Annotated in this window: 23 protein-coding genes; 18 read left to right on the top strand and 5 right to left on the bottom strand. The window is 61.7% G+C overall.

Annotated elements, in window-relative coordinates; all coding sequences use genetic code 11:
- The first annotated feature begins 3 nt into the window (after positions 1–3).
- The 10 genes from bcsZ (at position 4) to ACVWYU_RS07960 (ending at position 13,076) form a co-directional block, all read left to right on the top strand.
- A complete protein-coding gene (bcsZ, locus tag ACVWYU_RS08005) occupies positions 4–1,245 on the top strand; it encodes a cellulose synthase complex periplasmic endoglucanase BcsZ (RefSeq protein WP_457372385.1) in 1,242 nt (413 codons plus the stop codon).
- Positions 1,221–5,153, top strand: coding sequence for a cellulose synthase subunit BcsC-related outer membrane protein (locus ACVWYU_RS08000; RefSeq protein WP_457372384.1), 3,933 nt, complete (start codon positions 1,221–1,223; stop codon positions 5,151–5,153). Before bcsZ ends, ACVWYU_RS08000 begins: the two co-directional genes overlap by 25 nt.
- 15 nt (positions 5,154–5,168) lie before the next feature.
- On the top strand, positions 5,169–5,837 hold the full coding sequence (locus tag ACVWYU_RS07995) for an SGNH/GDSL hydrolase family protein (RefSeq protein ID WP_077186205.1): 669 nt from the start codon (positions 5,169–5,171) through the stop codon (positions 5,835–5,837).
- Positions 5,837–6,505 carry an alginate O-acetyltransferase AlgF gene (locus tag ACVWYU_RS07990; RefSeq protein ID WP_457372383.1) on the top strand — a complete coding sequence of 223 codons (669 nt, stop codon included), beginning with the start codon at positions 5,837–5,839 and terminating at the stop codon, positions 6,503–6,505. Before ACVWYU_RS07995 ends, ACVWYU_RS07990 begins: the two co-directional genes overlap by 1 nt.
- Before the next feature lie 18 nt (positions 6,506–6,523).
- Entirely contained in the window at positions 6,524–7,921 is a 1,398-nt protein-coding gene (locus tag ACVWYU_RS07985) for an MBOAT family O-acyltransferase (RefSeq protein ID WP_457372382.1), read from the top strand.
- A gap of 11 nt (positions 7,922–7,932) precedes the next feature.
- Positions 7,933–9,075, top strand: coding sequence for an alginate O-acetyltransferase AlgX-related protein (locus ACVWYU_RS07980; protein WP_457372381.1), 1,143 nt, complete (start codon positions 7,933–7,935; stop codon positions 9,073–9,075).
- 315 nt (positions 9,076–9,390) lie between these two features.
- Positions 9,391–10,278: a TauD/TfdA dioxygenase family protein gene (locus ACVWYU_RS07975; protein WP_457372380.1), complete on the top strand. Its 888-nt coding sequence runs from the start codon at positions 9,391–9,393 to the stop codon at positions 10,276–10,278.
- 18 nt (positions 10,279–10,296) lie between these two features.
- On the top strand, positions 10,297–11,322 hold the full coding sequence (locus ACVWYU_RS07970; protein ID WP_457372379.1) for an ABC transporter substrate-binding protein: 1,026 nt from the start codon (positions 10,297–10,299) through the stop codon (positions 11,320–11,322).
- A 5-nt stretch (positions 11,323–11,327) separates the two neighbouring features.
- The gene (locus ACVWYU_RS07965; RefSeq protein WP_090327694.1) at positions 11,328–12,188 is read left to right on the top strand and encodes an ABC transporter ATP-binding protein; all 861 of its coding nucleotides are present in this window, start codon (positions 11,328–11,330) and stop codon (positions 12,186–12,188) included.
- A gap of 21 nt (positions 12,189–12,209) precedes the next feature.
- Entirely contained in the window at positions 12,210–13,076 is an 867-nt protein-coding gene (locus ACVWYU_RS07960) for an ABC transporter permease (RefSeq protein WP_457372378.1), read from the top strand.
- A 69-nt stretch (positions 13,077–13,145) separates the two neighbouring features.
- Here the strand turns inward: ACVWYU_RS07960 and ACVWYU_RS07955 are convergent, their stop codons facing one another.
- Positions 13,146–14,168 (bottom strand): RHS repeat-associated core domain-containing protein, encoded by a 1,023-nt coding sequence (locus ACVWYU_RS07955; RefSeq protein WP_457372377.1) that lies wholly within the window; start codon positions 14,166–14,168, stop codon positions 13,146–13,148.
- Positions 14,169–14,538: 370 nt separating this feature from the next.
- Here ACVWYU_RS07955 and ACVWYU_RS07950 point away from each other — a divergent pair, with 370 nt between their 5' ends.
- Entirely contained in the window at positions 14,539–16,035 is a 1,497-nt protein-coding gene (locus tag ACVWYU_RS07950; protein ID WP_457372376.1) for a glycosyltransferase family 39 protein, read from the top strand.
- 6 nt (positions 16,036–16,041) lie between these two features.
- On the opposite strand, the gene ACVWYU_RS07945 is transcribed toward ACVWYU_RS07950, so the two are convergent.
- A complete protein-coding gene (locus ACVWYU_RS07945; RefSeq protein ID WP_090327704.1) occupies positions 16,042–16,800 on the bottom strand; it encodes a slipin family protein in 759 nt (252 codons plus the stop codon).
- 2 nt (positions 16,801–16,802) lie between these two features.
- The gene (locus ACVWYU_RS07940; RefSeq protein WP_457372375.1) at positions 16,803–17,336 is read right to left on the bottom strand and encodes an NfeD family protein; all 534 of its coding nucleotides are present in this window, start codon (positions 17,334–17,336) and stop codon (positions 16,803–16,805) included.
- A gap of 196 nt (positions 17,337–17,532) precedes the next feature.
- Here ACVWYU_RS07940 and ACVWYU_RS07935 point away from each other — a divergent pair, with 196 nt between their 5' ends.
- Together ACVWYU_RS07935 and ACVWYU_RS07930 are read left to right on the top strand one after the other, a co-directional pair.
- Positions 17,533–17,994, top strand: a complete 462-nt coding sequence (locus ACVWYU_RS07935) for an aminoacyl-tRNA deacylase (RefSeq protein ID WP_047536019.1) — start codon at positions 17,533–17,535, stop codon at positions 17,992–17,994.
- Positions 17,995–18,156: 162 nt separating this feature from the next.
- Positions 18,157–18,402 (top strand): DUF2789 domain-containing protein, encoded by a 246-nt coding sequence (locus ACVWYU_RS07930; RefSeq protein WP_390958025.1) that lies wholly within the window; start codon positions 18,157–18,159, stop codon positions 18,400–18,402.
- Positions 18,403–18,406: 4 nt separating this feature from the next.
- Here ACVWYU_RS07930 and ACVWYU_RS07925 read toward each other — a convergent pair whose 3' ends face one another.
- Both ACVWYU_RS07925 and ACVWYU_RS07920 read right to left on the bottom strand, forming a co-directional pair.
- Positions 18,407–18,688, bottom strand: a complete 282-nt coding sequence (locus tag ACVWYU_RS07925) for a type II toxin-antitoxin system RelE/ParE family toxin (protein WP_457372374.1) — start codon at positions 18,686–18,688, stop codon at positions 18,407–18,409.
- Entirely contained in the window at positions 18,685–18,963 is a 279-nt protein-coding gene (locus ACVWYU_RS07920) for an antitoxin of toxin-antitoxin stability system (RefSeq protein ID WP_390958027.1), read from the bottom strand. Before ACVWYU_RS07920 ends, ACVWYU_RS07925 begins: the two co-directional genes overlap by 4 nt.
- Positions 18,964–19,162: 199 nt before the next feature.
- On the opposite strand from ACVWYU_RS07920, the gene ACVWYU_RS07915 reads away from it, so the two are divergent.
- The 5 genes from ACVWYU_RS07915 to ACVWYU_RS07895 are packed head-to-tail and all read left to right on the top strand — an operon-like array spanning position 19,163 to position 24,195.
- Positions 19,163–19,591, top strand: coding sequence for a MarR family winged helix-turn-helix transcriptional regulator (locus tag ACVWYU_RS07915; RefSeq protein ID WP_090327720.1), 429 nt, complete (start codon positions 19,163–19,165; stop codon positions 19,589–19,591).
- Complete coding sequence (locus ACVWYU_RS07910) at positions 19,588–21,660, top strand: FUSC family protein (RefSeq protein ID WP_457372373.1); 2,073 nt, start codon at positions 19,588–19,590, stop codon at positions 21,658–21,660. Before ACVWYU_RS07915 ends, ACVWYU_RS07910 begins: the two co-directional genes overlap by 4 nt.
- Positions 21,657–21,866, top strand: coding sequence for a DUF1656 domain-containing protein (locus tag ACVWYU_RS07905; protein ID WP_047536034.1), 210 nt, complete (start codon positions 21,657–21,659; stop codon positions 21,864–21,866). The genes ACVWYU_RS07910 and ACVWYU_RS07905 overlap by 4 nt, the downstream gene beginning before the upstream one ends.
- Positions 21,863–22,750: an efflux RND transporter periplasmic adaptor subunit gene (locus ACVWYU_RS07900; RefSeq protein WP_457372372.1), complete on the top strand. Its 888-nt coding sequence runs from the start codon at positions 21,863–21,865 to the stop codon at positions 22,748–22,750. Before ACVWYU_RS07905 ends, ACVWYU_RS07900 begins: the two co-directional genes overlap by 4 nt.
- Entirely contained in the window at positions 22,747–24,195 is a 1,449-nt protein-coding gene (locus tag ACVWYU_RS07895) for an efflux transporter outer membrane subunit (protein WP_457372371.1), read from the top strand. The genes ACVWYU_RS07900 and ACVWYU_RS07895 overlap by 4 nt, the downstream gene beginning before the upstream one ends.
- The last annotated feature ends 9 nt before the right edge of the window (positions 24,196–24,204 follow it).

Below are 24,204 nucleotides of genomic sequence, written 5' to 3'. Positions count from 1 at the left end.
GCCATGAATAGCCACGGGACACCTGGATGCAACTCTGCCCCCGAGCGCCGCTGGCGCCGGGCCGTATTTTGGCTGGCCGGCACACTCGCGTCCTTGAGCCTGACACCGGCCATGGCTGATCAGGCAGCCTGCAAAAGCGTCGACTGGCCGCTGTGGCAAACCTACGCCACGCGTTTCGTGCAAAACGACGGGCGCATGCTGGAGTCCAGCGTCGAGGCCAATCACAGCACCTCCGAAGGTCAGTCCTACGGCATGCTGTTTGCGCTGATCGGCAACGACCGCGAGCGTTTCGATGCGCTGTGGAAGTGGACCGCCGCCAACATGGCCGGTGCCGATATCGGCAATCGTCTGCCGGGCTGGTTGTGGGGGCAGGGCAAGGACGGCAAATGGCAATTGCAGGACGCCAACTCCGCATCCGATTCGGACCTCTGGATCGCCTACTCACTGCTCGAAGCGGCGCGGCTGTGGCAGCGTCCGGATTACCGCGAAGACGCATTGCACCTGCTCAAGAACATCGAAACCCAGTTGGTGGTGAGTCTGCCCGGCCTGGGCAAAATGGTTTTGCCAGGCCCCGAAGGCTTCACCCAGCCCGATCACCTGTGGCGCCTGAACCCGAGTTATCTGCCGCTGCCGCTGTTGCGCCGGCTGGCCAAGGAAGCACCGACCGGGCCGTGGAAGGAGATCGCCGAAAACACCGTGAAAATGGTCAGCGCCTCCAGCCCGAAAGGTTATGTGGCGGACTGGATCGGCTATCGCGCGACAGCGCCCAAGGCCGGCCTGTTTGTGGTCGATCCGGTCAAGGGTGAGCTGGGCAGTTATGACGCGATTCGCGTCTATCTGTGGGCTGGCATGACACCCAAGTCCGACCCGTTGGCCGCGCCGCTGCTGGCACGTCTGGACGGCATGTCGAACAGCACCGCGTCCACCGGCATTCCTCCGGAAAAGGTTCAGGTCATCAGTGGCGTGCTCGAAGGGCAGGGCCCGTTCGGGTACTCTGCCGCGCTGATTCCGTACTTCCAGGCCAAGGGGCAACCCTGGCTGGCCGAACAGCAGCAGCGTCGGGCCGAAACGGCTTTGAACGCGGCGCTGGCCAAAGCCGATGGCGAACGTGCCGAACCGCTGTACTACAACGCCATGCTTAGTCTGTTCGCACTGGGCTGGGCTGAAAAACGCTATCAGTTTCGTGATGACGGAACGCTCAAACTGACTTGGGAGACGTCATGCACCCGCGCCGTCACACGCTAGCCGTCGGTATTCTCGCCGCGCTTATCGGCACCGCTGCCCACGCCGAAACCAATGACGCACAAACGCGTCTGGTGGAGCAGGGCCAATACTGGCAGAGCCGGGATAACGCTGCGCGTGCGGCAGAAGCCTGGGAAAAGGTGCTGCGTCTGGACCCCAACCAGATCGATGCGCTGTACGGCATGGGGCTGATCGGCGTCAAACAGAACAAACCGCAACAGGCACAACAGTATCTGATGCGCTTGCAGGCATTGTCGCCGCGCCCCTGGCAGGCCGCGCAACTGGAACAGGACATCGCCCTGACCGACCCGCAGAACATTGCCCTGCTGGACGAGGCACGGCGCCTGGCCGACGGCGACCAGCGTGACAAAGCCACCGTAGTGTTCCGCCAGCTGTTTGCCGGGCGCACGCCCGAAGGCAAGATCGGTCGCGAGTTCTACACCAACCTGGCATTCAATGACGCCGGCTGGCCCGAGGCGCGTAAAGGCCTTGAACGCTTGCTGCGCGAAACGCCGAACGACTCGATTGTCGCGCTGTTCCTGGCCAAACACCTGGTGCGCCACGAAGACAGCCGCCCGGAAGGCATCCGGGCGCTGGCCAAACTGTCGACCCGTGCCGACATTGCCGGTGACGCCGATGAGAGCTGGCGTCTGGCGCTGGTGTGGATGGGGCCGCCGAACGCCTCACAAGTGTCGCTGTTCGATGACTTCCTGAAAGTGCATCCCGACGACCAGGAAATCCGTGACCTGCTCAACAAGGGCAAGTCGCAGTCGACCACCGCCGGTGCACCGGCCTGGCAGCAAGATCCGTTGGTGGCGCGTGGGCTGCAAGCGCTGCAGAAGGGCGATCAATCGGGTGCCGAACAGGCATTTGCCGCCCGCCTGAAAAACAAACCCGACGACGCCGATGCCCTCGGTGGCCTCGGCGTGGTGCGTCAGCAACAAAACCGTTTCGGCGAAGCCGAGCAATTGCTCAACCGTGCCATCGCCAATGGCGGCACCCGCTGGAAGTCGGCGCTGGACAACGTGCGCTATTGGGCATTGTTGCAACAGGCCCGCGATCAAGCCAGGACGCAGCCGGCCAAGGCGCAAGAGAGCATTGCCCAGGCCATGCGCTTGAACCCCAAAGGTATCGACGCGCGTCTGGCCCTGGCCGACATTCAGGCCCAGGCCGGGCAACTGGACGCCGCCCAGGCCAACTATCGCCAGGTGCTGAGCGTGCAACGCGGCAACCCGCAGGCCGTGCAGGGTCTGGTCAATGTGCTGGCGCAAACCGGTCAGGCCGATGAGGCGCTGCGCCTGCTCGACACCTTGACCCCGGCCCAACAGGCCGAAATGGGCGGCGGCGCTCGTCTGCGCGCCTTGCGCTCCACGCAAGCGGCCAAACTCGCCGAACAGCGCGGCGATAATCGCGCTGCGCAGCAAGCCCTGGCGCAAGCGGTGCAAGACGACCCGGATAACGTCTGGACCCGCTTCGATCTGTCGCGCCTGTACCTCAAGGCCGGCGAGCCGCAAAAGGCTCGGGACCTGATCGACAGCTACCTGAAAACCCATCCGACCAACATCGATGCGCTGTACACCAGTGCCTTGCTCTCGGTGGAAATGGAGCAATGGAACGCCGCGCAAGCGACCATCAGCCGCATTCCGGCCGAACGTCGCACGGCGGACATGAATCAGTTGGCCGACCAGATCACCCTGACAGTACAAATCAAACTGGCGGCGAGCATCGCCAAGCGTGGCCAGCGCCAGGAAGCCCTGGCCTTGCTCGACCGCTTGCAACCGGTAGCCAGCCGCAGCCCCGACGGCATGGCGACCCTGGCCGCGGCCTATGTGGACGCCGGGGATTCGGCACACGCGCAACAGATGATGCGCGACGTCATTGCCCAGACGCCGACGCCGTCTGCCGACCTGATGCTGCAGTACGCCAGCCTGCTGCTCAAGACCGGTGACGATGCACAGGTCAACTCGATCCTGCATGGCTTGCAGAACCAGCCGATGAGCGTGGCCACGCGCAAACGCTTTGATGACGTGCTGTATCAGTACCGCATTCGCCAGGCCGATATCCTGCGCGAAAACGGCGATCTGGCCGCCGCCTATGACACCCTGGCACCGGCTCTGGCTTCGCGTCCGGGGGATGCGGGTGCTGTCTCGGCACTGGCACGCATGTACGCCAGCAATGGCGACAATGCCAAGGCGTTTGAACTGTACAAACCGTTGTTGCAGCGTCAGCCCAACGATCCGCAGATTTTGCTCAACGCTGCCGATGCGGCGGTTCAGGCCCACGACAACGGCTATGCCGATCGGGCGCTGGAACAGTTCCTCAAACTGGAAACCTACGATCCGCAATCGCTGACCGAAGCCGCGCGGATCTACCGCAGCATGGGCAAGTCCAGCCAGGCCACCGAGTTGCTGCGCAAGGCCGTTGCCATCGAGCAAAACGAACAGAAACGCAGCCTGACGGCCCAGGCCAACAGCCTCAACGTCGCGCCGAACCCCTTTGTGGGTTTGCCGGGCCAGCGCAATCAAGTGAGCCGCGCACCGGTGGACAGCATTCCCGCGCCGGCCCAGGCGCAGCTTGAAGCGGCCACGCCGGTCATGGTGGCCAGCAATGACGCACTGCCGGCCGACGCCTATCCGGGGCAAGCCCAGCCTCGTATGGCAGCGCCCGTTGCCGGACGCCAGACGTTGCCGGCGGGGCGTTTTGCCGCTGCCGGTGGTAATCCGTTCGCGCCGCAGGGCACGGTCAACGTTGCGGTGGATCAAGCCAGTTCCGCCCAGCGTGCGCTCGACAATATCCTGCAGGAGCGCAGTGGCTATGTGACCCAGGGTGTGACCATCCGCAGCAACGACAGCGAGTCAGGTCTGAGCAAAATGACCGACGTTGAAACGCCGCTGGAGATCAACATACCGGCAGGCGAAAACCGCTATGCCGTGCGCGTGACCCCGGTGTCGCTGAATGCCGGCAGTGTCGGTAGCGACTCCGCGGCCCGCTTCGGCGGGGGCGGAGCGTCGCCGGACGGTGCCGGTTCCCAGCGGGATAAAGGCGTGGGCTTGAGCGTGGCCTATGCCCGCCCGGACGAAGGCGTCAAGGCCGATCTCGGCACCACGCCAATCGGCTTCAAGTACAGCACCGCAGCCGGTGGCGTGAGTGTGGATCGGCCGTTCGCCGACAACTCCAACGTGCGTTATGGCGTCAATGTCTCGCGGCGTCCGGTGACGGACAGCGTGGCCTCGTTTGCCGGCACTACTGATGAACGCACCGGCCAATCGTGGGGCGGCGTGACAGCCAATGGCGCCCGTGCTCAGCTCAGCTATGACGATCAGCAGGTTGGCTCCTACGGCTACGGTTCGTGGCACAAGTTGCTCGGCCACAACGTCGAATCCAACAGTCGCACCGAACTGGGTGGCGGCGTGTATTGGTATCTGCACAACGCCGAAGACAGCAAGCTGACCCTCGGCCTGAGTGCCACCGGCTTGAGCTTCGAGAACAACCAGGACTTCTTCACCTACGGCCATGGCGGTTACTTCAGCCCGCAAAGCTACTTCGCTTTAGGCGTGCCAGTGACCTGGGCGCAGCGCGGCGACCGGTTCTCCTATCAGGTCAAAGGCTCGGTGGGCGTGCAGTACTTCGACCAGGACGCGGCGGATTACTTCCCGAACGACAAAGACCTGCAGGCCGCCAACAATCAGCGCTACAAAGGCCAGAGCAAGACCGGCGTGGGCTACAGCCTCAGCGGTGCAGGGGAATACAAATTCGGTTCGAATTTCTTCCTCGGCGGCAATCTCGGCCTGGACAACGCTCAGGACTACAAACAATTCACGGGGGCCATGTACCTGCGTTACATGTTCGAAGACATGAACGGCGCGATGGAATTGCCGGTCAGCCCCTACCGTTCCCCTTATTCCAACTGATTCCTGGAGACTTAAATGCCTTCTTCCGTTCTCGCCGGTATGACCCTTCTCGTACTCGGGGAAAGCCACATGAGCCTGGCGGACCACTTGATGGAGCCGCTGCAAGCCAACCTGACCCAGCAGGGCGCGATCGTGCATTCGATCGGCGCATGCGGCGCCAGTGCCGGCGACTGGCTGATCACCAAGAAAGTCGATTGTGGCGCCGAGCAGAAAGGCGACGGCAAGATCGTCATCAAGGGGCGCGAAGCCACCACTACGCCGATCAAGGATCTGATCGCCGCCGACAAGCCTGACCTGGTCGTGCTGGTCATCGGCGACACCATGGCGTCCTACGACAAACCGGTATTCCCCAAAGCCTGGGCCTGGCAGAACGTGACCGCCCTGGCCAAGGAAATCACCGCTAACGGCGCCAAGTGCGCGTGGGTCGGCCCGGCGTGGGGCAAGGAAGGCGGCATGTACAAGAAGAACGACACGCGCACCAAGTTGATGTCGGCGTTCCTGGCGAGCAACGTGGCGCCTTGCACCTACATCGATTCGCTGACCTTCTCCAAGCCGGGCGAGTGGGTGACCACCGACGGCCAGCACTTCACCGTGGCGGGTTACAAATCCTGGGCCAACGCCATCGGTGGCGCATTGGCCAAACTGCCGGCCGACGCGGTCAGCAACAAGGGAGCCAAGCAGTGATGCGTGCCCTGTCTGCGGTGTGCGCCGTGGCGGCGCTGTTTTCCAGCGTGAACGCCCTGGCGGCTGAGTTTGCCCTGTACCCCACCGGCCCCAGCGAAGACGCGGCGTTCATCCGTTTCGTCAACGCCAGCAGCGCACCGCTGGACGTGATCGCCCAGGCCGGCCAGCCACCGATGCGCCTGGAAGCGGCCAAACCCGTATCACTGTTTTTCCCGGTGCAATCGAGCAGCCCGGTCAAGGGCACCCTGGTCAGTGGCGCACAGAAACTGGCCATGGACATGAAGATCGAGCCCGGTGAATTCGCCACCGTGGTCGCGTTGCCGGACGGCAATGGCATCAAGCAAGTCGCCGTGCGCGAGCAACCGGATGACTTCAATGGCCTCAAAGCCTCACTGGCGTTCTTTAACGTCGATGCCGCGTGTGCCGATGCGAGCCTGCGTCCTGCCGGGCGTACCGCCGATCTGTTCAAGGCCGTGCCGGTCGACAGCGTCCAGCGCCGTTCTATCAACCCGGTGAGCCTGTCGGTGCAACTGGTGTGCGCGAACGCCAATGTCGGTGCGCCGCTGGACCTGGGCGAGCTGAAAGCGGGCGAGCGCTACAGCGTGCTGCTGGTGCCTTCGGCGACCGGGCCGCGTCTTCTGAACGCCACGGACACTCTGTCCCACTGATCGGATTCTGCCGCTGCCATGGTCTTCGCCTCACTCGAGTTCCTGACGCTGTTTCTGCCTGCGTTTCTGCTGGTGTATGCCCTGGCCAGACCGGCCTGGCGCAACGTCATCCTGCTGATCGGCAGCTGGCTGTTCTATGGCTGGTTGAGCCCGCTGTTCCTCAGCCTGCACGTGGTCCTGACCATCGTCGCCTGGGTCGGCGGACTGCTGGTGGATCGCGCCCGCGAGGGTTCGAAAGGGCGGGTGAGGCTGTTGATTGCGCTGATCGTGTTCAACACGGCGGTGCTGTGCTGGTACAAGTACGCCAACATCCTGGCCGGGACCTGGAGTGACCTGATCACTTACTACGGCGCCATGCCGCTGGAGTGGCAGCGGGTGGCCTTGCCGGCGGGGCTGTCGTTCATCGTGTTGCAGGCGATCTCCTACCTGGTGGACGTGCATCGCCACACGGTGCCGGTGGAGCGCAGCTTCATCAATTACGCGACCTACATCTCGATGTTCGGCCACTCGATTGCCGGGCCGATCATTCGTTATGACTGGGTGCGCCGTGAGCTGAACCAGCGCTATTTCAATTGGCAGAATTTTTCTCTGGGCGCGCGCCGTTTCATGATCGGCATGTGCATGAAAGTGCTGGTGGCCGATACCCTTTCACCGCTGGTGGACGTCGCTTTCCATCTGGAAAACCCTTCCTTCGTCGACGCCTGGATCGGCTGCCTGGCCTACTCGCTGCAGCTGTTTTTCGACTTCGCCGGATACAGCGCCATGGCCATCGGCCTGGGCCTGATGCTCGGCTTTCACTTCCCGGAAAACTTCAACCGGCCGTACCTGGCCAGCAGCATCCAGGACTTCTGGCGGCGCTGGCATTTGTCGCTGTCGAGCTGGTTGCGCGATTACCTGTACATCGCCCTTGGTGGCAACCGTAAAGGCGTATGGAAGACCTATCGCAACCTGTTCCTGACCATGGCCATCGCCGGCCTGTGGCACGGCGGCGATAGCTGGAACTACCTGTTGTGGGGTTCGGCCCACGGCATCGCCTTGTGCGTCGATCGTTGGTGGTCGCGTTCCAGTCTGCCGAGCATCCCGCCACTGCTGTCGCACACATTGACGCTGCTGTTTGTGTTCCTGGCGTGGACCTTGTTCCGTGCTCCGGATTTCCATAGCGCAATGACCATGTATGCCGGGCAGTTCGGCCTGCACGGGTTTGCATTGGGTGAGGCGCTGGCGGTGACGCTGCGTCCGGTCCACGGCATCGCGGCGCTGCTCGGCGTGCTGTACATCATTGCGCCCGTGCTGCAGAGCCGCTATGAGCCGCGGCTTGTCGGCCATGCGCTATTTGCACCGATGATGGGTTTCCTGCTCGCGTTCGCCCTGGTCGCGAGCCGTGAGTCGGTGCCCTTCCTGTACTTCCAGTTCTGATGACCGCGCCCATGACTTCCTTGTCCCATGTACCGGCCCAATCCAGCGAAGTGACTGCCCCTGTCAGCAAGGCATCGGGTGTGTTTTTCGTGGCTTTTCTGGCGATCGGTTTCGTCTCCTGCGTCTGGTTGCTGTTGAGCGGCAAAGTCGAGATGCTGCCACCCAGGCTGACCCTCGATGATGCGTTGCATGGCGAGGTCACCCACAAGGTCGCCAAGCAGCTGTCGAAGGCTGCGGTGCCGGAACAGGCGGCCGACCTGGAACGTGGCGCCAGTTGGTTGCTGCTGCACGACACCGGGCCGCGGGTGCGTTCCGGCTGCCCGGGCTGGCTGTTCCTGACCGACGAGCTGCGCATCAACCGTCACGCTCAAGGCAATGCCGAGACCAAGGCCGGTGTGGTGCGAGAGGTTCAGCAGCGCCTGGCCAAGCGCGGGATTACGTTGCTGGTGGCGGTGGTGCCGGACAAGAGTCGCATCGCCAGTGCGCAGTTGTGCGACCTGCGTCGTCCGTTGCAATTGCAACAGCGCGCAGTGGATTGGGTCGATGGCTTGAACAAGGCCGGTGTCGCCGCCATTGATCTTGCGCCGACCCTGCAACCCTTGGGTGCCGATGCCTATCTGCGCACCGATACCCACTGGAGCGAAACCGGTTCGGCGGCGGCGGCCAAGACCGTGGCCCAACACGTACAAGCCATGGGCATCAGCGCGACCCCGCACAAAGACTTCGATGTGAAGGTCCAGGACCCGGCCCGCCGCCCTGGCGACCTGGTGCGACTGGCCGGGCTGGAATGGTTGCCGGTGAACTGGCAACCGCAGGCGGAAACCGTTGCCGCCACCCGGATCAGCGAGAAGGTTGCCCAGGCGCAAAGCGGCGGCGACAACCTCGACGACCTGTTCGGCGATGACAATTTGCCGAACGTGGCGCTGATCGGCACTTCGTTCTCGCGCAACTCCAACTTTGCCGGTTTCTTGCAACAGGCCCTGGGCGCACCGATTGGCAACTTCGCCAAGGACGGAGGTGAATTCTCCGGCGGCGCCAATGGTTACTTCGACAACCCGGCCTTCAAGCAGACGCCGCCGAAGCTGGTGATCTGGGAGATTCCCGAGCGGGATTTGCAGACGCCTTACAGTGAAGTCATCAACTGGGCCAAATAAAGGGTGAGGCTGATGGCCTCATCGCTGGCAAGTCAGCGCCCGCATTGGGTTTGGGTTGATCACAAAATGAAGACCTGACTCAGTACCTTGTGGGAGCGGGATTGCCCGCCAAGGCATTGCACCGGCATGGCGCATTTCCAAAGGCCATATCGTTATTCTTTAACGGTATTTAAATTAGCTTTCTTATACCTATAAAGTCACTCCCCTGCGTACCTGCCGACCAATCGGCGCGCCGCACGACACGAACCAACACGACATCCGTGTGTTTCTGATCGACGCGCGCGCCCTTGAGCGTGCCGTGCGTGGGAGTGATTTATGTCTGCAACATCCGCATCGCCAAGCATCGCGCCACAATTTTTTGAAATCCGCCCGTTCAGCGGTGCGGTGGGTGCCGAAATCATCGGCCTTGATCTGTCCCGCCCGGTCAACGATCAGGACTTCGCCCGCATCCACCGCGCGCACCTGGATCATCACGTGGTGGTGTTCCGCGACCAGCGCATTACTCCCCGGCAGCAAATCGATTTCAGCCGCCGTTTTGGCGTGTTGCAGATCCATGTGCTCAAACAATTCCTGCTCGCCGGTCACCCGGAAATCCTCATCGTTTCCAACATCGTCGAGAACGGCCAGAACATCGGCCTCGGTGACGCCGGCAAGTTCTGGCACTCCGACCTGTCCTATAAGGAGCTGCCGAGCCTGGGCTCGATGCTGCACGCCCAGGAGCTGCCGTCGGAAGGCGGCGACACGCTGTTCGCCGACATGCACAAAGCCTGGGACAACCTGCCCGAGGCGCTGCGCAAGGCGGTCGAAGGTCGCTCGGCCGCGCACTCCTATACGGCGCGCTACAGCGAGACCAAATTCGAAGGCAACTGGCGCCCGACCCTGACCCCGGAGCAACTGGCCCAGGTCGCCGAAGTGATTCACCCCGTCGTGCGTACCCATCCGGAAAACGGCCGCAAGGCGCTGTTCGTCAGTGAAGGCTTCACCACCCGCATCGTTGGTTTGCCCGAAGACGAGAGCAAGCAACTGCTCGACGAGCTCTACGCCCATAGCGTGTTGCCGCGAAACATCTACCGCCATCAATGGCAGGCCCATGATCTGGTGTTCTGGGACAACCGTTCGCTGATCCACCTCGCCGCCGGATGCCCAAGCTATCTGCGCCGCAAGCTGTATCGCACCACCATCCAGGGCGACGCGCCTTTCTGATTTGTCGGAGATCTGATCATGTCCAAACGTCTTTCATTGGCCCCGCTGGCCGCAGCCATCGGCCTGGGTTTCAGCCTGATCGCCGGTAGCCTGGTGGCACCGACCGTGGCCTACGCCGAAGGTGAGATCCGCATCGCCGAACAGTTCGGCATCGTTTATCTGTTGCTCAACGTCGTGCGCGACCAAAACCTGATCGAGAAGTACGGCAAGCAGGAAGGCATCGACATCAAGGTCGACTGGACTCAGCTCTCCGGCGGTGCGGCGGTCAACGATGCGTTGCTCTCCGGTTCCATCGACATTGCCGGTGCCGGGGTCGGCCCATTGCTGACCATCTGGGACCGCACCCACGGCAAGCAAAACGTCAAGGCGGTGGCCTCGCTGGGCAACTTTCCGTACTACCTGGTGAGCAACAATCCGAAGGTCAAGACCATCGCCGACTTCACCGAGAAGGACCGCATCGCGGTGCCGGCCGTGGGCGTGTCGGTGCAGTCGCGCTTCCTGCAATACGCGGCCGCCAAGCAGTGGGGTGACAAGGAATTCAATCGCCTCGACAAGTACACCATCGCCGTGCCGCACCCCGACGCCACGGCAGCGCTGATCGCCGGTGGCACCGAATTGACCGGACACTTCTCCAACCCGCCGTTCCAGGATCAGGCGCTGGAAAACCCGAACGTCCACGTCGTGCTCAACTCCTATGACGTGCTTGGCCCGAACTCGCCGACGGTACTGTTCGCCACCGAGAAATTCCGCAATGAAAACCCGAAAACCTACAAAGCCTTTGTTGAGGCGTTGACCGAAGCCGCGCAATTCGCGCAGAACGACAAAGGCGCGGCGGCGGACACTTACATCCGCGTGACCAAGGCCAAGATCGACCGTGCGGCCTTGTTGAAAATCATCGACAACCCGCAGTTCGAATTCAGCGTCACGCCGAAAAATACCTACCCGCTGGCCGAGTTCCTGTACCGCGTGGGGGCGATCAAAAACAAACCGGATTCATGGAAGGATTATTTCTTCCAGGACGCCAAACCGCTGCAAGGGAGCTGACCGACATGAACGCCCCTTTGCAAGGCCACACGGTCAGCAAACCGGCCGCGGCAGCCCAGGCGCTGCTGTCGGTCGACAAGGTCAGCCTCGAATACCGCACGCCGCAACGGGTGGTGCGAGCGACCCACCAGGTCAGCTTCGAAATCGATCCGGCGGACCGCTTTGTCCTGCTCGGCCCGTCCGGTTGCGGCAAGTCGACCTTGCTCAAGGCCGCCGCCGGATTCATCCAGCCCGTCGAAGGCGAGATCCGGTTGCAAGGCCAGCGCGTCGATGCGCCGGGGCCGGACCGGATCGTGGTGTTCCAGGAATTCGATCAACTGCCGCCGTGGAAAACCGTCAAACAGAACGTGATGTTTCCGCTGTTGGCCTCCAAAACCCTCAAGCGCAAAGAGGCGGAAGAGCGGGCGCTGCACTACCTGGAGAAGGTCGGTCTGGCGGCGTTTGCCGATGCCTATCCGCATACCCTGTCGGGCGGCATGAAGGCGCGGGTCGCCATCGCCCGGGCGTTGGCCATGCAGCCGAAAATCCTGCTCATGGACGAACCCTTCGCCGCCCTCGACGCGCTGACTCGACGCAAGATGCAGGAAGAGTTGCTGCTGCTCTGGGAGGAGGTGCGCTTCACGCTGTTGTTCGTCACTCACTCCATCGAAGAGGCGCTGGTGGTGGGCAACCGGATCCTGCTGTTGTCGCCGCATCCGGGGCGGGTGCGCGCGGAAGTCCACAGCCATCAATATGATCTGCACAGCCTTGGCGGCGTTGCGTTCCAGGAATCGGCGCGGCGTATCCATCGATTGTTGTTTGATGAAGGTCAGTCGCCGGAAACCGAGCGCGCGCTGGATTTCGCTGACATCCGCATCGCTTATTGAGCCAGTTGAGAGGAGGGCCCGATGAGCCATTTATCATCCCCGCGTGAAGAGTTCGAAATCGTCCTGCAACCGCTGACCAGCGTGCCGCTGGAGCGAGAGTTACCGCTGGGCCAGCGCCTGTGGCAACAGGGCTGGTTACGCAAAAGCCTGATCCTGATTCTGCTCGCCGTCCTGTGGGAAGCCGTCGCCCGATATCAGAACAACGATTTGCTGTTGCCGGGTTTTCTGCAAACCAGCCACGCGCTGTATGACGGCCTGCTCAGTGGCGAGTTGTTGGGCAAGGTGTGGATTTCCCTGGTGGTGCTGGTCAAGGGGTACCTGATCGGCATCGTCCTGGCGTTCGCCCTGACCACCTTGGCGGTGTCGACCCAGTTCGGTCGTGACCTGCTCAGCACCCTGACCTCGATGTTCAACCCGCTGCCGGCGATTGCACTGCTGCCGCTGGCCCTGCTGTGGTTCGGGCTGGGGCAGAACAGCCTGATTTTCGTGCTGGTGCATTCGGTGCTCTGGGCCCTGGCGCTGAACACCTACGCCGGGTTTCTCGGCGTCTCGGAAACCCTGCGCATGGCCGGGCGCAATTACGGTCTCAAGGGCATGCACTTCGTGTTGTTCATCCTCATTCCCGCCGCACTGCCGTCGATCCTCGCCGGGCTGAAAATCGGCTGGGCGTTTGCCTGGCGCACGCTGATCGCCGCCGAACTGGTGTTTGGTGCCACCAGCGGCAAGGGCGGGTTGGGCTGGTACATCTTTCAGAATCGCAATGAGCTGTACACCGACAAGGTGTTTGCCGGGTTGGCGGTGGTGATTTTGATTGGGCTGCTGGTGGAGAATCTGGTGTTTGATTCGCTGGAGCGGGTGACGGTGAAGCGGTGGGGGATTGTGCGGTGAGATCTTGCCCGCTTTCGAGCAGACAGTCGAAGCGCTGTATAGAGGGGGACCCGCAGTGCCGTAACAGTTTCAAAGGATCCTACATCTAATGTTGTTGGCTCTTTCTCGAATCACGTCCCGTTGCATATTGTTTAGCTCGGCAAGCTGCTGAACAAGCCGATCATGTTCCCTCACCAAAGGTGCCGGTTGAGGTGGGTGCGCTCCTGCAGGCATTTGGTAGGGGGCAGCAGTTGCCAAATTGTCCGTACGGCTTACAGTCATTTTGTATACCTCAAAGACGGGAGGCTGCATCGCTGCAGCAACAGAATTATTGTCCCAGAACTTATTCATGGATGTTGCCTCCTCATACGTTGGGGGAGGCATCGGTCTAGTCGGTCCTGCAGAAGGGCTTCCGCCCCCGCGACGCGCTCCCGGCGAATGAGATTGCTGCGCTGTGGAGCTCACTTTCCAAGAATTGCCTTGGCCGGGAAGTGGGCGCTCCCATCCTTTTATGTTCTGGGGCGCGAGATCACCGCCTGGCGACGGAGTGGGATTTCTAGCGCCAGGGGCTCCCATGATATAGCCGCCTATCGCAGACACAGCGTCAGACTGGCGACTCGGTTTCAACGGTTCCACTGAACGGGAGCTCCGACTAAGGGGCGAAATGGCTTCCTGTCTTGCGATTGCCCTGGCGTTGGCAATGGCGAGTGTTTGGGGTGTTCGGTATCTAAAGTTCTCCCGAACAAAAAGCTTGATGGCATCCCACATATGCCCCGTCGGATCCACCCGATTCACCGGATCCCCCACGCAATACATATACGCATTCAACCCGCCCCGCCCAAACGGGCTCCAACTGTCCGGACTGTGAAAACGCATCAATCGCGTGTTGTAGGCGCGGTAGCCGTTGCCCGGCAAATACCAGCCGAGCCGGGCTTCGCGTAATTGGCCGTTGAAACCCATCGCCGTCGCGACGTCCTGCTGCGCGGACTGTTCGCCGTAGGCGGTGTAACCGATGTTGTTGATCTTGCCCTCGACGCTTTCGACAATGATCGATTGGCTGCTGTTGGTGGCCAGCAGTATCACGCGTTGCCGAATGGTTTTTGCTTGAGTCATACAGCGAATTCCGCCAGGGCCATGTTGGCGTTTAGTTCTACTCGCGGCGCTCACGATTGAGAACTATCAGAACTGCTAGGTCTTGGTGGCTCACATCCTGCTTGGCTGGAGCGCCCGGTATCGACAGCCTGGCCGACGCCGTTCGTCAGAATCAGAACGCCCTGCGGACGACGCGACAGCGGTATATGGAAGGGATGGCCGGTAGCGTCGGTGTATCCGCTGGCCGTGGCGACTGACATTAGCCTAAAGTGAGCGGAACGTTTCGGCAGTGCAGGTGAACAGAGTGGTAGTGGAGGCGCAAAGAAAAGAGCGGTTGGTCAAATCCCGGCCAGCGCCCGAGAATTTGGCAGTGTCCGACTCAAGGCAGCGAATGCTTTGGTATGGCGGCGGTTTGTTGATCCTGGTGCTGGCTATCGTGACGCGGTTTTATGGCCTGACCGATGCCGCGATTTGGGGCGATGAAGGTTCCAGCCTGTTGATGAGCCGCTACACCCTGGACGGCATCTGGGCCCATGCCGCCCATGACGTCCATCCGCCGATGTATTTCATGATGCTGCACGGCTGGATCGGGCTGTTTGGCGATGGCATTTTTTCGATACGCAGTTTGAGCGCGCTGCCGGGTGTGGCGTCGGTCATGCTGGGCATGTGGCTGGTCCGCCTGATCGCCAATCCGCGCGCGGCGCTGCTGGCCGGGTTGATGCTGGCGCTGCTGCCCACGGCGGTGCGTTACAGCCAGGAAGTGCGGATGTATTCGTGGCTGGGGGTGTGGCTGCTCGGCGCCACCATTGCGCTGGTGCATTGGGTCAGGCAGCCTCGCCACACCCATGCATTGGTGATCTACGCGTTGCTGATGGCCACCGCGTTCTACACCCACTATTTCACCGCGCTCTGTGTGCTCGTCCATTGGGCGTACTTGCTGGTGCTGCGCCTGAACCCGGACCAACCCTCCCATTACATCACTCGCCCGGCCTGGTGGCTGAGCAATGTGGCCATTGTGGTGCTGTTTGCTCCGTGGATCCCTGGCCTGGTCGATTTGACCCGGCACATGGAGGAGCTCAAGGCCAGCGGCGACGTGGGTTGGGAGTCGCCGGTCACCCTCAGCTCCCTGCCGTCGATGGTCTGGGATTTTCTGATCCAGGACGATGGGGATAACTTGCCCCGGCTCCTGTTCGTCGCGATGCCAGTGCTGTTGCTGAGCGTGATCCTGCTGACGGTCTGGCGTGATCGCAGCCGCTATCGCTGGAGTGCGCTGCTGGCGCTCTACACCGTGCTGCCGTTGTTGCTGGTTTATGGGGTTTCGTTTATTTCGCCGGTGTTCATCGAGCGTTATTTGAACGCCTATGCGTTGGGTCTGCCGCTGATCATGGCGCTGGCCATCGACCGCTTGCTGGGCGGCTTTCGGGTATTGGCGCTCGGGTTGCTGGTGCTGTTTGTCGGCGCCGAGCTGGTCGGGCTGAAAACCAATGCCACGGTGGATGTGAATGACCAGACCAGTGTAATGGTCGAGTTCGTCAACCAGCACTACGTGGCCGGTGACCGAATCGTCATCAGCGACATGCTCTGGTACATGAGCTACGTCTACTACAACCGCACCGATACGGAACCGCTGCTCTACACCCCGCCCCTGGCCAACGGAACATCCAGCCGCCCGAATGATTATGGCTTTGGCACGCTGGTCAACGGTGATGCGCCAAGGATCTACCTCGACCAGCTCAGTCAACTGCCCAGGGGAACCGGTCGCGTGTGGTTGATCAGCACGGCGGATCAACCCGACGAATTCGCCCCGCTGCCCGGCGGTTGGCAGAAAGTCGCCGAGACCGCTGCCGGGAACACTCGGGCACGGTTGTTTGTCATGGCGGGTGAGTGACGGTGCTCAAGATTTCGACGACAGGTCCGCCATGCCCTTGAGCAGCTCGATCGGCAGTGGGAAGACGATGGTCGAACTCTTGTCGCCGGCGATCGAGCTGAGCGTCTGCATGTAGCGCAGTTGCATGGCCCCCGGCTGGCGGCCGAGCATTTCAGCGGCCTGCATGAGTTTTTCCGAGGCCTGCAATTCGCCTTCGGCGTGGATCACCTTGGCCCGGCGCTCACGCTCCGCTTCGGCCTGTTTGGCAATGGCGCGAATCATCGATTCATTGAGGTCCACGTGCTTGATTTCGACATTGGCCACTTTGATGCCCCATGCATCGGTCTGGGCGTCGAGCACTTGCTGGATATCGAGATTCAGCCGTTCGCGCTCGGCCAGCAGCTCGTCGAGTTCGTGCTTGCCCAGCACCGCGCGCAAGGTGGTTTGCGCCAACTGGCTGGTGGCCATCAGGAAGTCCTCGACCTGGATAATCGCCTTTTGTGGATCGAGCACGCGGAAGTACAGCACGGCATTGACCTTGACCGAGACGTTGTCGCGGGTGATCACGTCTTGCGGCGGGACGTCGAGCACCACGGTGCGCAAGTCGACGCGAACCATTTGCTGAACCACCGGAATCAACAGAATCAGGCCCGGGCCTTTGACCTGCCAGAAGCGTCCGAGCTGGAACACCACCCCGCGTTCGTATTCACGCAGGATGCGGAAGGTCGAACCGGCCAGCGCGATCAGCAGTAACAGCAGCGCGGCAAAACCCAATTGCAGACCCATGACTATTCTCCCGCCGGCACCGCGTCAGTCGCGGCCACTTTCAGCATTAATCCCTTGCGCGACACCACGCGTACCTTTTGCCCGATCTGCAGGGGCTTGGCGCTCGATACTTGCCAGCATTCGCCCTGTAAATGCACCCAGCCGTGGCAGGCATCGTCGGCCTGCAATGAGGTGATCGGGGTCACACTGCCGACCAGCACGGCATCGCCGCTGATGGTATGGCGCGGGCGGGTCTTCAGGGCGCGGATCAGCAGGAACGCCAGCAGCAGTGCACTGATCAGGCCCAACACAATCATCAACGGAGCGGGCAGTTCGGCATTGGTCAGGATCAGCGCACCGATCACGAACATCACGATTCCACCCAGGCCAATCACGCCGTAATTGGGCAGGGTCGCCTCGGCGATCAGGAACGCGAGGCCGAAGGTGATCAACCAGACGCCGGCGGGGTTGGTCGCCGGTAGCCCGACAGTGTCTGCGGCGAAGGCCGATGCGCTCAACGCCAATAGCAGTGCAACGGTGCAACAGCGCGTGTTCACGTCACCCTCCGGGAGAGTCGTGGGCGGTTCTGTATACAGTTTAGTTGACCGTTTGGTTGTATGAATTTTGTTCAGATGTCGACGTGTCCAATGGGCGGATTTCCCACCGGATTGGCCCGGCGGGCCTAGACTTTCACTACGTGGAAAAGCGTCAACCATCGTCCGCCAGACGTTGTTGCGGACACCGAGGTGCATCATGCGTATGGCAAGAACCGTGCAGAGAAGCCTGGAAAAGGCTCAATGCGAATATGACATCGTCACCCACCCTCACTCGGCCAGTAGCCTGGAAACGGCGCGAGTCGCGGGCATTCCTGCCGAGCGGGTAGCCAAGTCGGTCATCCTCGACGACCACCACGGTCATTACCTGATGGCCGTGTTGCCCGCCAGTCGCCACCTGGACCTGAGCAAAGTCCGCAGCAGCGGCGAATGGCAGGTCTCCCGGGAAAGCAATCTGCCGCACCTGTTCGATGACTGCGAACGCGGCGCCGTGCCTGCTCTGGGTGAGGCTTATGGGCTGGACGTGGTCATCGACCCGCTGCTGACCCGGCAAAAAGACATCTATCTGGAAGCCGGCAATCACATCAACCTGCTGCACATGGACATGCCGCAGTTCCTGAAAATGGTGCCGCATGCCGAGGTGCGGGAGTTGAGTCATTGAGTTTCGCGACGCCAGTGCCGCCGTCATCGCGGGCAAGCCTCGCTCCCACAGTGATTGATTTGAGCCGCAGATTTGTGATCAACACTGAACCTGTGGGAGCGGGCTTGCCCGCGATTGACCGCGCAGCGGTCACCCATTCAAGCCTTCCCCAAGGAGCCAGCCATGGAAAACCCGACCCACAGCCTCCCATCGCTGTTCAAACAACTCGGCCTGCCCGACGACGCCGAAAGCATCGATAAATTCATCGCCACCCATTCGCCGCTCAAACCGGAACTGCATTTGGCGGATGCGTTCTTCTGGACCCAGAGCCAGGCGGATTTTCTGCGCGACGATATTCTGGAGGATGCCGATTGGGCGGAGGTGGTGGATCAGCTGGATGTGATGTTGAGGAAGGGGCGGGGGCTGTAGACGTTCAATTCTCTGGCGGCCACTGACGGGATGTATGAACCAGAGCCAGAATCCAGATTGCGTTCACTGCCTGTTCATAAACAATGCGATAACTCTGATGTGGGATCAGTTCGCGAGTGCCTGCAATGATTCCGGCAGGGCCGCTTTCAGGGTGTTGAGCAAGCCTGGATATCGCATCGCTGAAGCGATTGTCCATGTCGATGGCCGCTTTCGGGTTGCTGGCATACAGGTAGTCCCAAATATCTGCACGATCCTGTGCGGCTTCTCGCGTCCAGATTATCTTCATTGTTCTGTGGCTGCCTTCCCACGCCTGGCGGCGAACGCTGCTTCCACTTCCTCATTCGTCAGGCCGTTGCCGCTGTGCATCGAGGTGCGGGCGACGTCCACTTTGCGTTGCAAGAAGGCCTCGTATTCACGAGATTCTCGTTGCGTTTGGACAAACTGGCGCATCATTTCCCGGACGATTTGTGAGGCAGGACGATGAGCGGCTTCTGCTTCGGCCATGAATTGTTCGCGCAAATCTGCTTCGAGTTTCATTGTAAAAACGGCTTGTTTTGACATGGTGAGTATTCCTGGATCTGGTACTAAGAAAGTATATACATCATCAGTACGTTGTCTGGTCCATCGCGTTCTGCTTGCGACGGTCGGAAACCAATTTGTTTCAAAACTTGACGGAAAAACCTCTCCAATGTCATATTGATAGTTAGCAAACTAACAGTGTGTGTTTTCTCCCGTGCCGAATAACCTCGACGCTCTCCAGATGAACATCAGCAGCTCCATGGTGGTGGCCGCCAGGCATTGGCGGAAGATCTGCCAGAGCACGCTGGTCAACTATGGAATTTCCGAAGCCTGTGCCGTGCCGTTGTTGATGATCGGGCGCCTGGGCGAGGGTGTGCGGCAGGTGACAGTGGCGCAGGCGGCAGGGATGGAGAGTCCGTCCCTGGTGCGTTTGCTCGATCAGCTGTGTCATGCCGGCTACGTCTGTCGTACCGAGGATGCTCAGGATCGCCGCGCCAAATGCCTGAGCCTTACCGACAGCGGCCGGACACTGGTGCAAGCCGTCGAAGTTGAACTGGTGCGCCTGCGCAATGAGGTGCTTGAGGGCATCGATCAGCGCGATCTGGAAGCCACGTTGCGTGTCTTGAAGGCCTTTGAGTTGGCCGTTCCGTTTCCGGTGGTCAACCCTTGAACGGCTTTTTTACCGGCATGCCCCCGGCGCGGGACTGGTTCTTTGGCGTGCGCACGTTCGCCGCCTCGATGATCGCGCTCTACATCGCCTTGCTCATGCAAATGCCGCGTCCTTACTGGGCGATGGCCACGGTGTATATCGTTTCCAGCCCGTTTGTCGGTCCCACCAGTTCCAAGGCGCTGTACCGCGCTGTGGGGACCTTCCTCGGCGCTGCCGCTGCGGTTTTTTTCGTGCCGATGTTTGTCCAGAGCCCCTATGTGCTGGTGCTGGTCATTGCGCTGTGGACCGGGATTCTGCTGTTTCTGTCCCTGCACCTGCGCACCGCCAACAACTACGCCTTGATGCTCGCCGGTTACACCTTGCCGCTGATCGCCCTGCCGGTGGTGAATAACCCGTTGGCCGTGTGGGACGTGGCCGAGGCGCGCACGGAGGAGATCTTCCTCGGTATCGCTGTGGCGGCGGTCGTCGGCGCGATGTTCTGGCCGCGGCGGCTGGCCCCGGTGTTCAACGATTCGGTGAGCAAATGGTTTGCCGATGCCTCGACCTACAGCCTGCAATTCCTCAGTCGTCAGGTGCAGCCCGGCGAAATCAGTGCGTTGCGTGCGGCGATGGTGACGACTTTCAACAGTCTGGAACTGATGATCGGCCAGTTGCCCCATGAAGGCGCGCGGCCGCAAACGGTGCGCAATACCAAGGAACTGCGCGGGCGGATGATTCACCTGCTGACCGTAGTCGACGCCCTTGACGATGCGCTCTACGCCCTGGAACGGCGCACCCCCGAACTTGTGGATAAATTCGCGCCACTCCTCGGCGCCGCCAGCGAATGGCTGCAACACAAGGACGCGGACATCCATCGTTGGCAGGCGCTGAAAGACCAGCTCGAAGCCCTGCAACCCAGTGCCGGGGCGCTGCAGGATCGCAAGCAGCTGCTGTTCTCCAACGCGCTGTACCGCCTCGGCGAGTGGATTGATCTGTGGCAGGACTGCCGCAGTCTGCAAATCGCCATCCAATGCGAAAACCTGGACAGTTGGCGCGCGGTGTATCGGCATTGGCGCCTCGGGCGGCTGTCGCCCTTTCTGGATCGCGGCCTGATGCTTTATTCAGCGGCGTCCACCGTCACTGCGATCATTGTCGCGTCGGTGCTGTGGATTCTGCTGGGCTGGACCGACGGCGGTGCCGCGGTGATTCTGGCGGCGGTGGCGTGCAGTTTCTTCGCCTCGATGGACGACCCCGCACCGCAGATATACCGGTTCTTTTTCTGGACGGCGATGTCGGTGTTGTTCGCCAGCCTTTACCTGTTTCTGGTGCTGCCCAACCTGCACGATTTCCCAATGCTGGTGCTGGCGTTCGCCGTGCCGTTCATCGTCGTCGGTACCCTGACGGTCAAACCGCAGTTTTACCTGGGCATGTTGCTGACGCTGGTCAACACCTCGTCCTTCATCAGTATTCAGGGCGCGTATGACGCGGACTTCCTCAGCTTTGCCAACTCCAATCTGGCCGGCCCCGTGGGTTTGCTGTTTGCATTCGTCTGGACCCTGATCGCCCGGCCCTTCGGCGCCGAGCTGGCGGCCAAGCGTCTGACCCGTTTCAGCTGGCGCGACATTGTCGGTCTGTCCGAGCCCGCCACGCTGGCCGAGCACCGGCACCTGGGCGTGCAGATGCTCGACCGCTTGATGCAGCATTTGCCGCGTCTGGCCATGACCGGCCAGGACACCGGCATAGCCCTGCGGGAAGTCCGCGTGGCGTTGAACATGCTCGATCTGCTCGCCTACGCGCCGCGTATCGACGGGGTGCCGAACGCGCTGCTGCGTCAGGTGGTGGCCGAGGTTGGCGAATACTTCAAGGCGTGTCTCAAGGCTGGCGAGCGCTTGCCCGCGCCGAGCCCGTTGCTGATGACCATGGACCGTACCCGTCGCGCGCTTGGCGGTGCGGGCGATGACGAAACCCGCCTGCATCTGTTGCACGCCTTGAGTGGCTTGCGCCTGGCGTTGTTGCCCGGCGTCGAATTTGTCGGGTCCGCCGAGCTCGAAGAACCGCTTCCCCATGGCATCGATGGAGCGCCTTTATGATTGGTGATCTGGATCTGAGCGGGGTGTTCCTGCCCACGCTGCTGGTGCTGATGGGCATTACCTATGTGTTGTTTCTGTTGGTGCACGGGGTGCTCACGCGCCTGCACTTTTACCGTCTGGTCTGGCACCGGGCATTGTTTAACGTGGCTCTCTACGCCTTGCTGCTTGGCGTCGTGGACTCACTCAGTCGATACCTGATGACATGAAAAAACCTTTATTGACCATCGGCCGCGTGGTCCTGACTCTGCTGATCGTGAGCTTCGCCGTAGTCGTGGTCTGGCGCATGGTGATGTATTACATGTTTGCCCCCTGGACCCGCGACGGTCACATCCGTGCCGACATCGTGCAGATCGCCCCGGACGTCTCCGGGTTGATCCAGCAAGTGGACGTGCGCGACAACCAGCCGGTCAAGCGCGGCCAGGTGCTGTTCAGCATCGATCAGGACCGCTTCAAACTGGCCCTGCGCCAGGCGAAAGCCGCGGTCGCCGACCGCGAGGAAACCCTGGCCCAGGCCCAGCGTGAAGCCAAGCGCAACAAGGGCCTGGGTAATCTGGTGCCCGCCGAACAGCTGGAAGAAAGCCAGTCCAAAGTCGCCCGCGCCCAAGTGGCGTTGATGGAAGCCCAGGTGGCAGTGGACAGTGCCCAGCTCAACCTCGACCGCTCGGTGATTCGCAGCCCGGTGGACGGTTACGTCAACGATCGTGCGCCGCGCACCCAGGAATTTGTCAGTGCCGGGCGGCCGGTACTGTCCATCGTCGACAGTAATTCGTTTCACATCGACGGCTATTTCGAAGAAACCAAACTGGACGGCATCCATGTCGGCCAGAGCGTCGACATCCGGGTGATCGGTGACCGCGCGCGCCTGCGTGGCCACGTGGAAAGCATCGTCGCCGGTATCGAAGACCGCGACCGCACCAGCGGCAATAACCTCTTGCCCAACGTCAACCCGGCGTTCAGCTGGGTGCGTCTGGCGCAGCGGATTCCGGTGCGGATCGCCTTCGATGACGTACCGGCGGATTTCCGCATGATCGCCGGGCGCACCGCGACCGTATCGATCATCGACGACCAGTTCCAGGAGCCGGCGCAATGAGCAAAGCCTCGGGTTTGGCGGTCGCCGGGTTAGGCCTGTTGCTGTCGGCGTGTCAGGTGGTCGGGCCGGACTATCACCTGCCGGAGGCGGCGGCCATCCACCGTGAGGACTTGCAGGGCGAGCTGGCGGTGGAGGGCAAGCCGGTGGTCTCGGCGCCGGTGCCTGCCGATTGGTGGCGCCTGTATCGGGACCCGCGCCTGGATCAACTGGTGCAGCAGGCCATGGCCTCCAACACTGATCTGCGCGTGGCGGCGGCCAGTCTGTTGCGCGCGCGTGCGCAAGTGGACGAGGCCGAGGCGGCCGGTGGCTGGAGCGGCGGCGTGAAAATGGGCGCCGAACGTTTGCAGGAGTCCGGCCAAGCCTTCCTGTTGCCGGAAAAGGTGCCGGTGGCCAACATCGGCGATATCGGTATTTCCGCGTCGTACCAGTTCGACCTGTTCGGTACGCTGCAGCGCGGCATCGAAGCGGCCAAGGTCAATGCCGATGCCACCCAGGCCGCTGCCGATACCGCACGCATCACCTTGGTAGCCGATGTCGTGCGCGCTTACACCCAAGTCTGCGCGGCCAACGAAGAGCGGGAGATTGCCCAGCACTCGCTCGACCTGCAATCCCAGAGCACCACGCTGATCCAGCGCTTGCGCGACGCCGGACGCGGCGACGAAACCCAGGTCACGCGTTCGCAAACCCAATTCAAGTCATTGCGTGCCGATATGCCACGTTATGAGGCGGCGCGTCAGGCCGGGCTGTTCCGTTTATCGATGCTGCTGGCCAAACCGGTGGATCAATTACCGGCGGGCACCGCGACCTGCGCCGAACTGCCGAAAATCGCGCAACTGGTGCCCGTGGGCGATGGCGCAGCGTTGCTCAAGCGTCGTCCCGACGTGCGGCAGGCCGAACGCCGACTGGCCGCCGCGACTGCCGGTATCGGCATCGCCACGGGCGAGCTGTACCCGAACATCAGCATCGGCGCGACCATCGGCACCGTCGGCATCCTCGGTGATCTCGGCGAGCCCTCCACCAATCGCTGGGGCTTCGGACCGTCGCTGACCTGGACCGTACCGTCCAACGGCACCCGCGCACGCATCCGTGAGGCCGAAGCCACGACCCAGGGCGTGTTGGCGCACTTCGACGGCGTTGTACTCAACGCCATTCGCGAAACCCAGACCGCCCTGACCCAGTACTCGGCGCTGCTGCAACGCCGCGATGCCCTGGCCGATGCCGAGCAATCGGCGAAACTGGCGGCCGACCAGACCCACCGCTTCTTCCAGGCTGGCCGCGCGTCGTTCCTGGCGGACCTGCAAGCGACGCGCACCTACACCGACGTCACGGCGCAACTGGCCACGGCGAACACGCAAGTTGCCATGAGCCAGATCGATTTGTTCCTCGCCCTGGGTGGTGGTTGGGAAAGCGGACGAACGCAAGCGTCGAACTCCGGCAAACCCTGAGGCCGTTGC

It is taken from the genome of Pseudomonas sp. TE12234 (assembly GCF_054061835.1).
This window is presented reverse-complemented; position numbering and strand designations above follow the sequence as displayed.

Bases quoted from the DNA above. Each gene is read 5' to 3' on its own strand.
- ACVWYU_RS07970 (WP_457372379.1), top strand. From the start codon at position 10,297: ATGTCCAAACGTCTTTCATTGGCCCCGCTGGCCGCAGCCATCGGCCTG.
- ACVWYU_RS07935 (WP_047536019.1), top strand. From the start codon at position 17,533: ATGCGTATGGCAAGAACCGTGCAGAGAAGCCTGGAAAAGGCTCAATGC.
- ACVWYU_RS07945 (WP_090327704.1), bottom strand. From the start codon at position 16,800: ATGGGTCTGCAATTGGGTTTTGCCGCGCTGCTGTTACTGCTGATCGCG.
- ACVWYU_RS07895 (WP_457372371.1), top strand. From the start codon at position 22,747: ATGAGCAAAGCCTCGGGTTTGGCGGTCGCCGGGTTAGGCCTGTTGCTG.
- ACVWYU_RS07920 (WP_390958027.1), bottom strand. From the start codon at position 18,963: ATGTCAAAACAAGCCGTTTTTACAATGAAACTCGAAGCAGATTTGCGC.
- ACVWYU_RS07925 (WP_457372374.1), bottom strand. From the start codon at position 18,688: ATGAAGATAATCTGGACGCGAGAAGCCGCACAGGATCGTGCAGATATT.
- ACVWYU_RS07985 (WP_457372382.1), top strand. From the start codon at position 6,524: ATGGTCTTCGCCTCACTCGAGTTCCTGACGCTGTTTCTGCCTGCGTTT.
- bcsZ (WP_457372385.1), top strand. From the start codon at position 4: ATGAATAGCCACGGGACACCTGGATGCAACTCTGCCCCCGAGCGCCGC.
- ACVWYU_RS07980 (WP_457372381.1), top strand. From the start codon at position 7,933: ATGACTTCCTTGTCCCATGTACCGGCCCAATCCAGCGAAGTGACTGCC.
- ACVWYU_RS07905 (WP_047536034.1), top strand. From the start codon at position 21,657: ATGATTGGTGATCTGGATCTGAGCGGGGTGTTCCTGCCCACGCTGCTG.
- ACVWYU_RS07900 (WP_457372372.1), top strand. From the start codon at position 21,863: ATGAAAAAACCTTTATTGACCATCGGCCGCGTGGTCCTGACTCTGCTG.
- ACVWYU_RS07955 (WP_457372377.1), bottom strand. From the start codon at position 14,168: ATGACTCAAGCAAAAACCATTCGGCAACGCGTGATACTGCTGGCCACC.
- ACVWYU_RS07995 (WP_077186205.1), top strand. From the start codon at position 5,169: ATGCCTTCTTCCGTTCTCGCCGGTATGACCCTTCTCGTACTCGGGGAA.
- ACVWYU_RS07960 (WP_457372378.1), top strand. From the start codon at position 12,210: ATGAGCCATTTATCATCCCCGCGTGAAGAGTTCGAAATCGTCCTGCAA.
- ACVWYU_RS07930 (WP_390958025.1), top strand. From the start codon at position 18,157: ATGGAAAACCCGACCCACAGCCTCCCATCGCTGTTCAAACAACTCGGC.
- ACVWYU_RS07950 (WP_457372376.1), top strand. From the start codon at position 14,539: ATGCTTTGGTATGGCGGCGGTTTGTTGATCCTGGTGCTGGCTATCGTG.
- ACVWYU_RS07975 (WP_457372380.1), top strand. From the start codon at position 9,391: ATGTCTGCAACATCCGCATCGCCAAGCATCGCGCCACAATTTTTTGAA.
- ACVWYU_RS07990 (WP_457372383.1), top strand. From the start codon at position 5,837: ATGCGTGCCCTGTCTGCGGTGTGCGCCGTGGCGGCGCTGTTTTCCAGC.
- ACVWYU_RS08000 (WP_457372384.1), top strand. From the start codon at position 1,221: ATGCACCCGCGCCGTCACACGCTAGCCGTCGGTATTCTCGCCGCGCTT.
- ACVWYU_RS07965 (WP_090327694.1), top strand. From the start codon at position 11,328: ATGAACGCCCCTTTGCAAGGCCACACGGTCAGCAAACCGGCCGCGGCA.
- ACVWYU_RS07915 (WP_090327720.1), top strand. From the start codon at position 19,163: ATGAACATCAGCAGCTCCATGGTGGTGGCCGCCAGGCATTGGCGGAAG.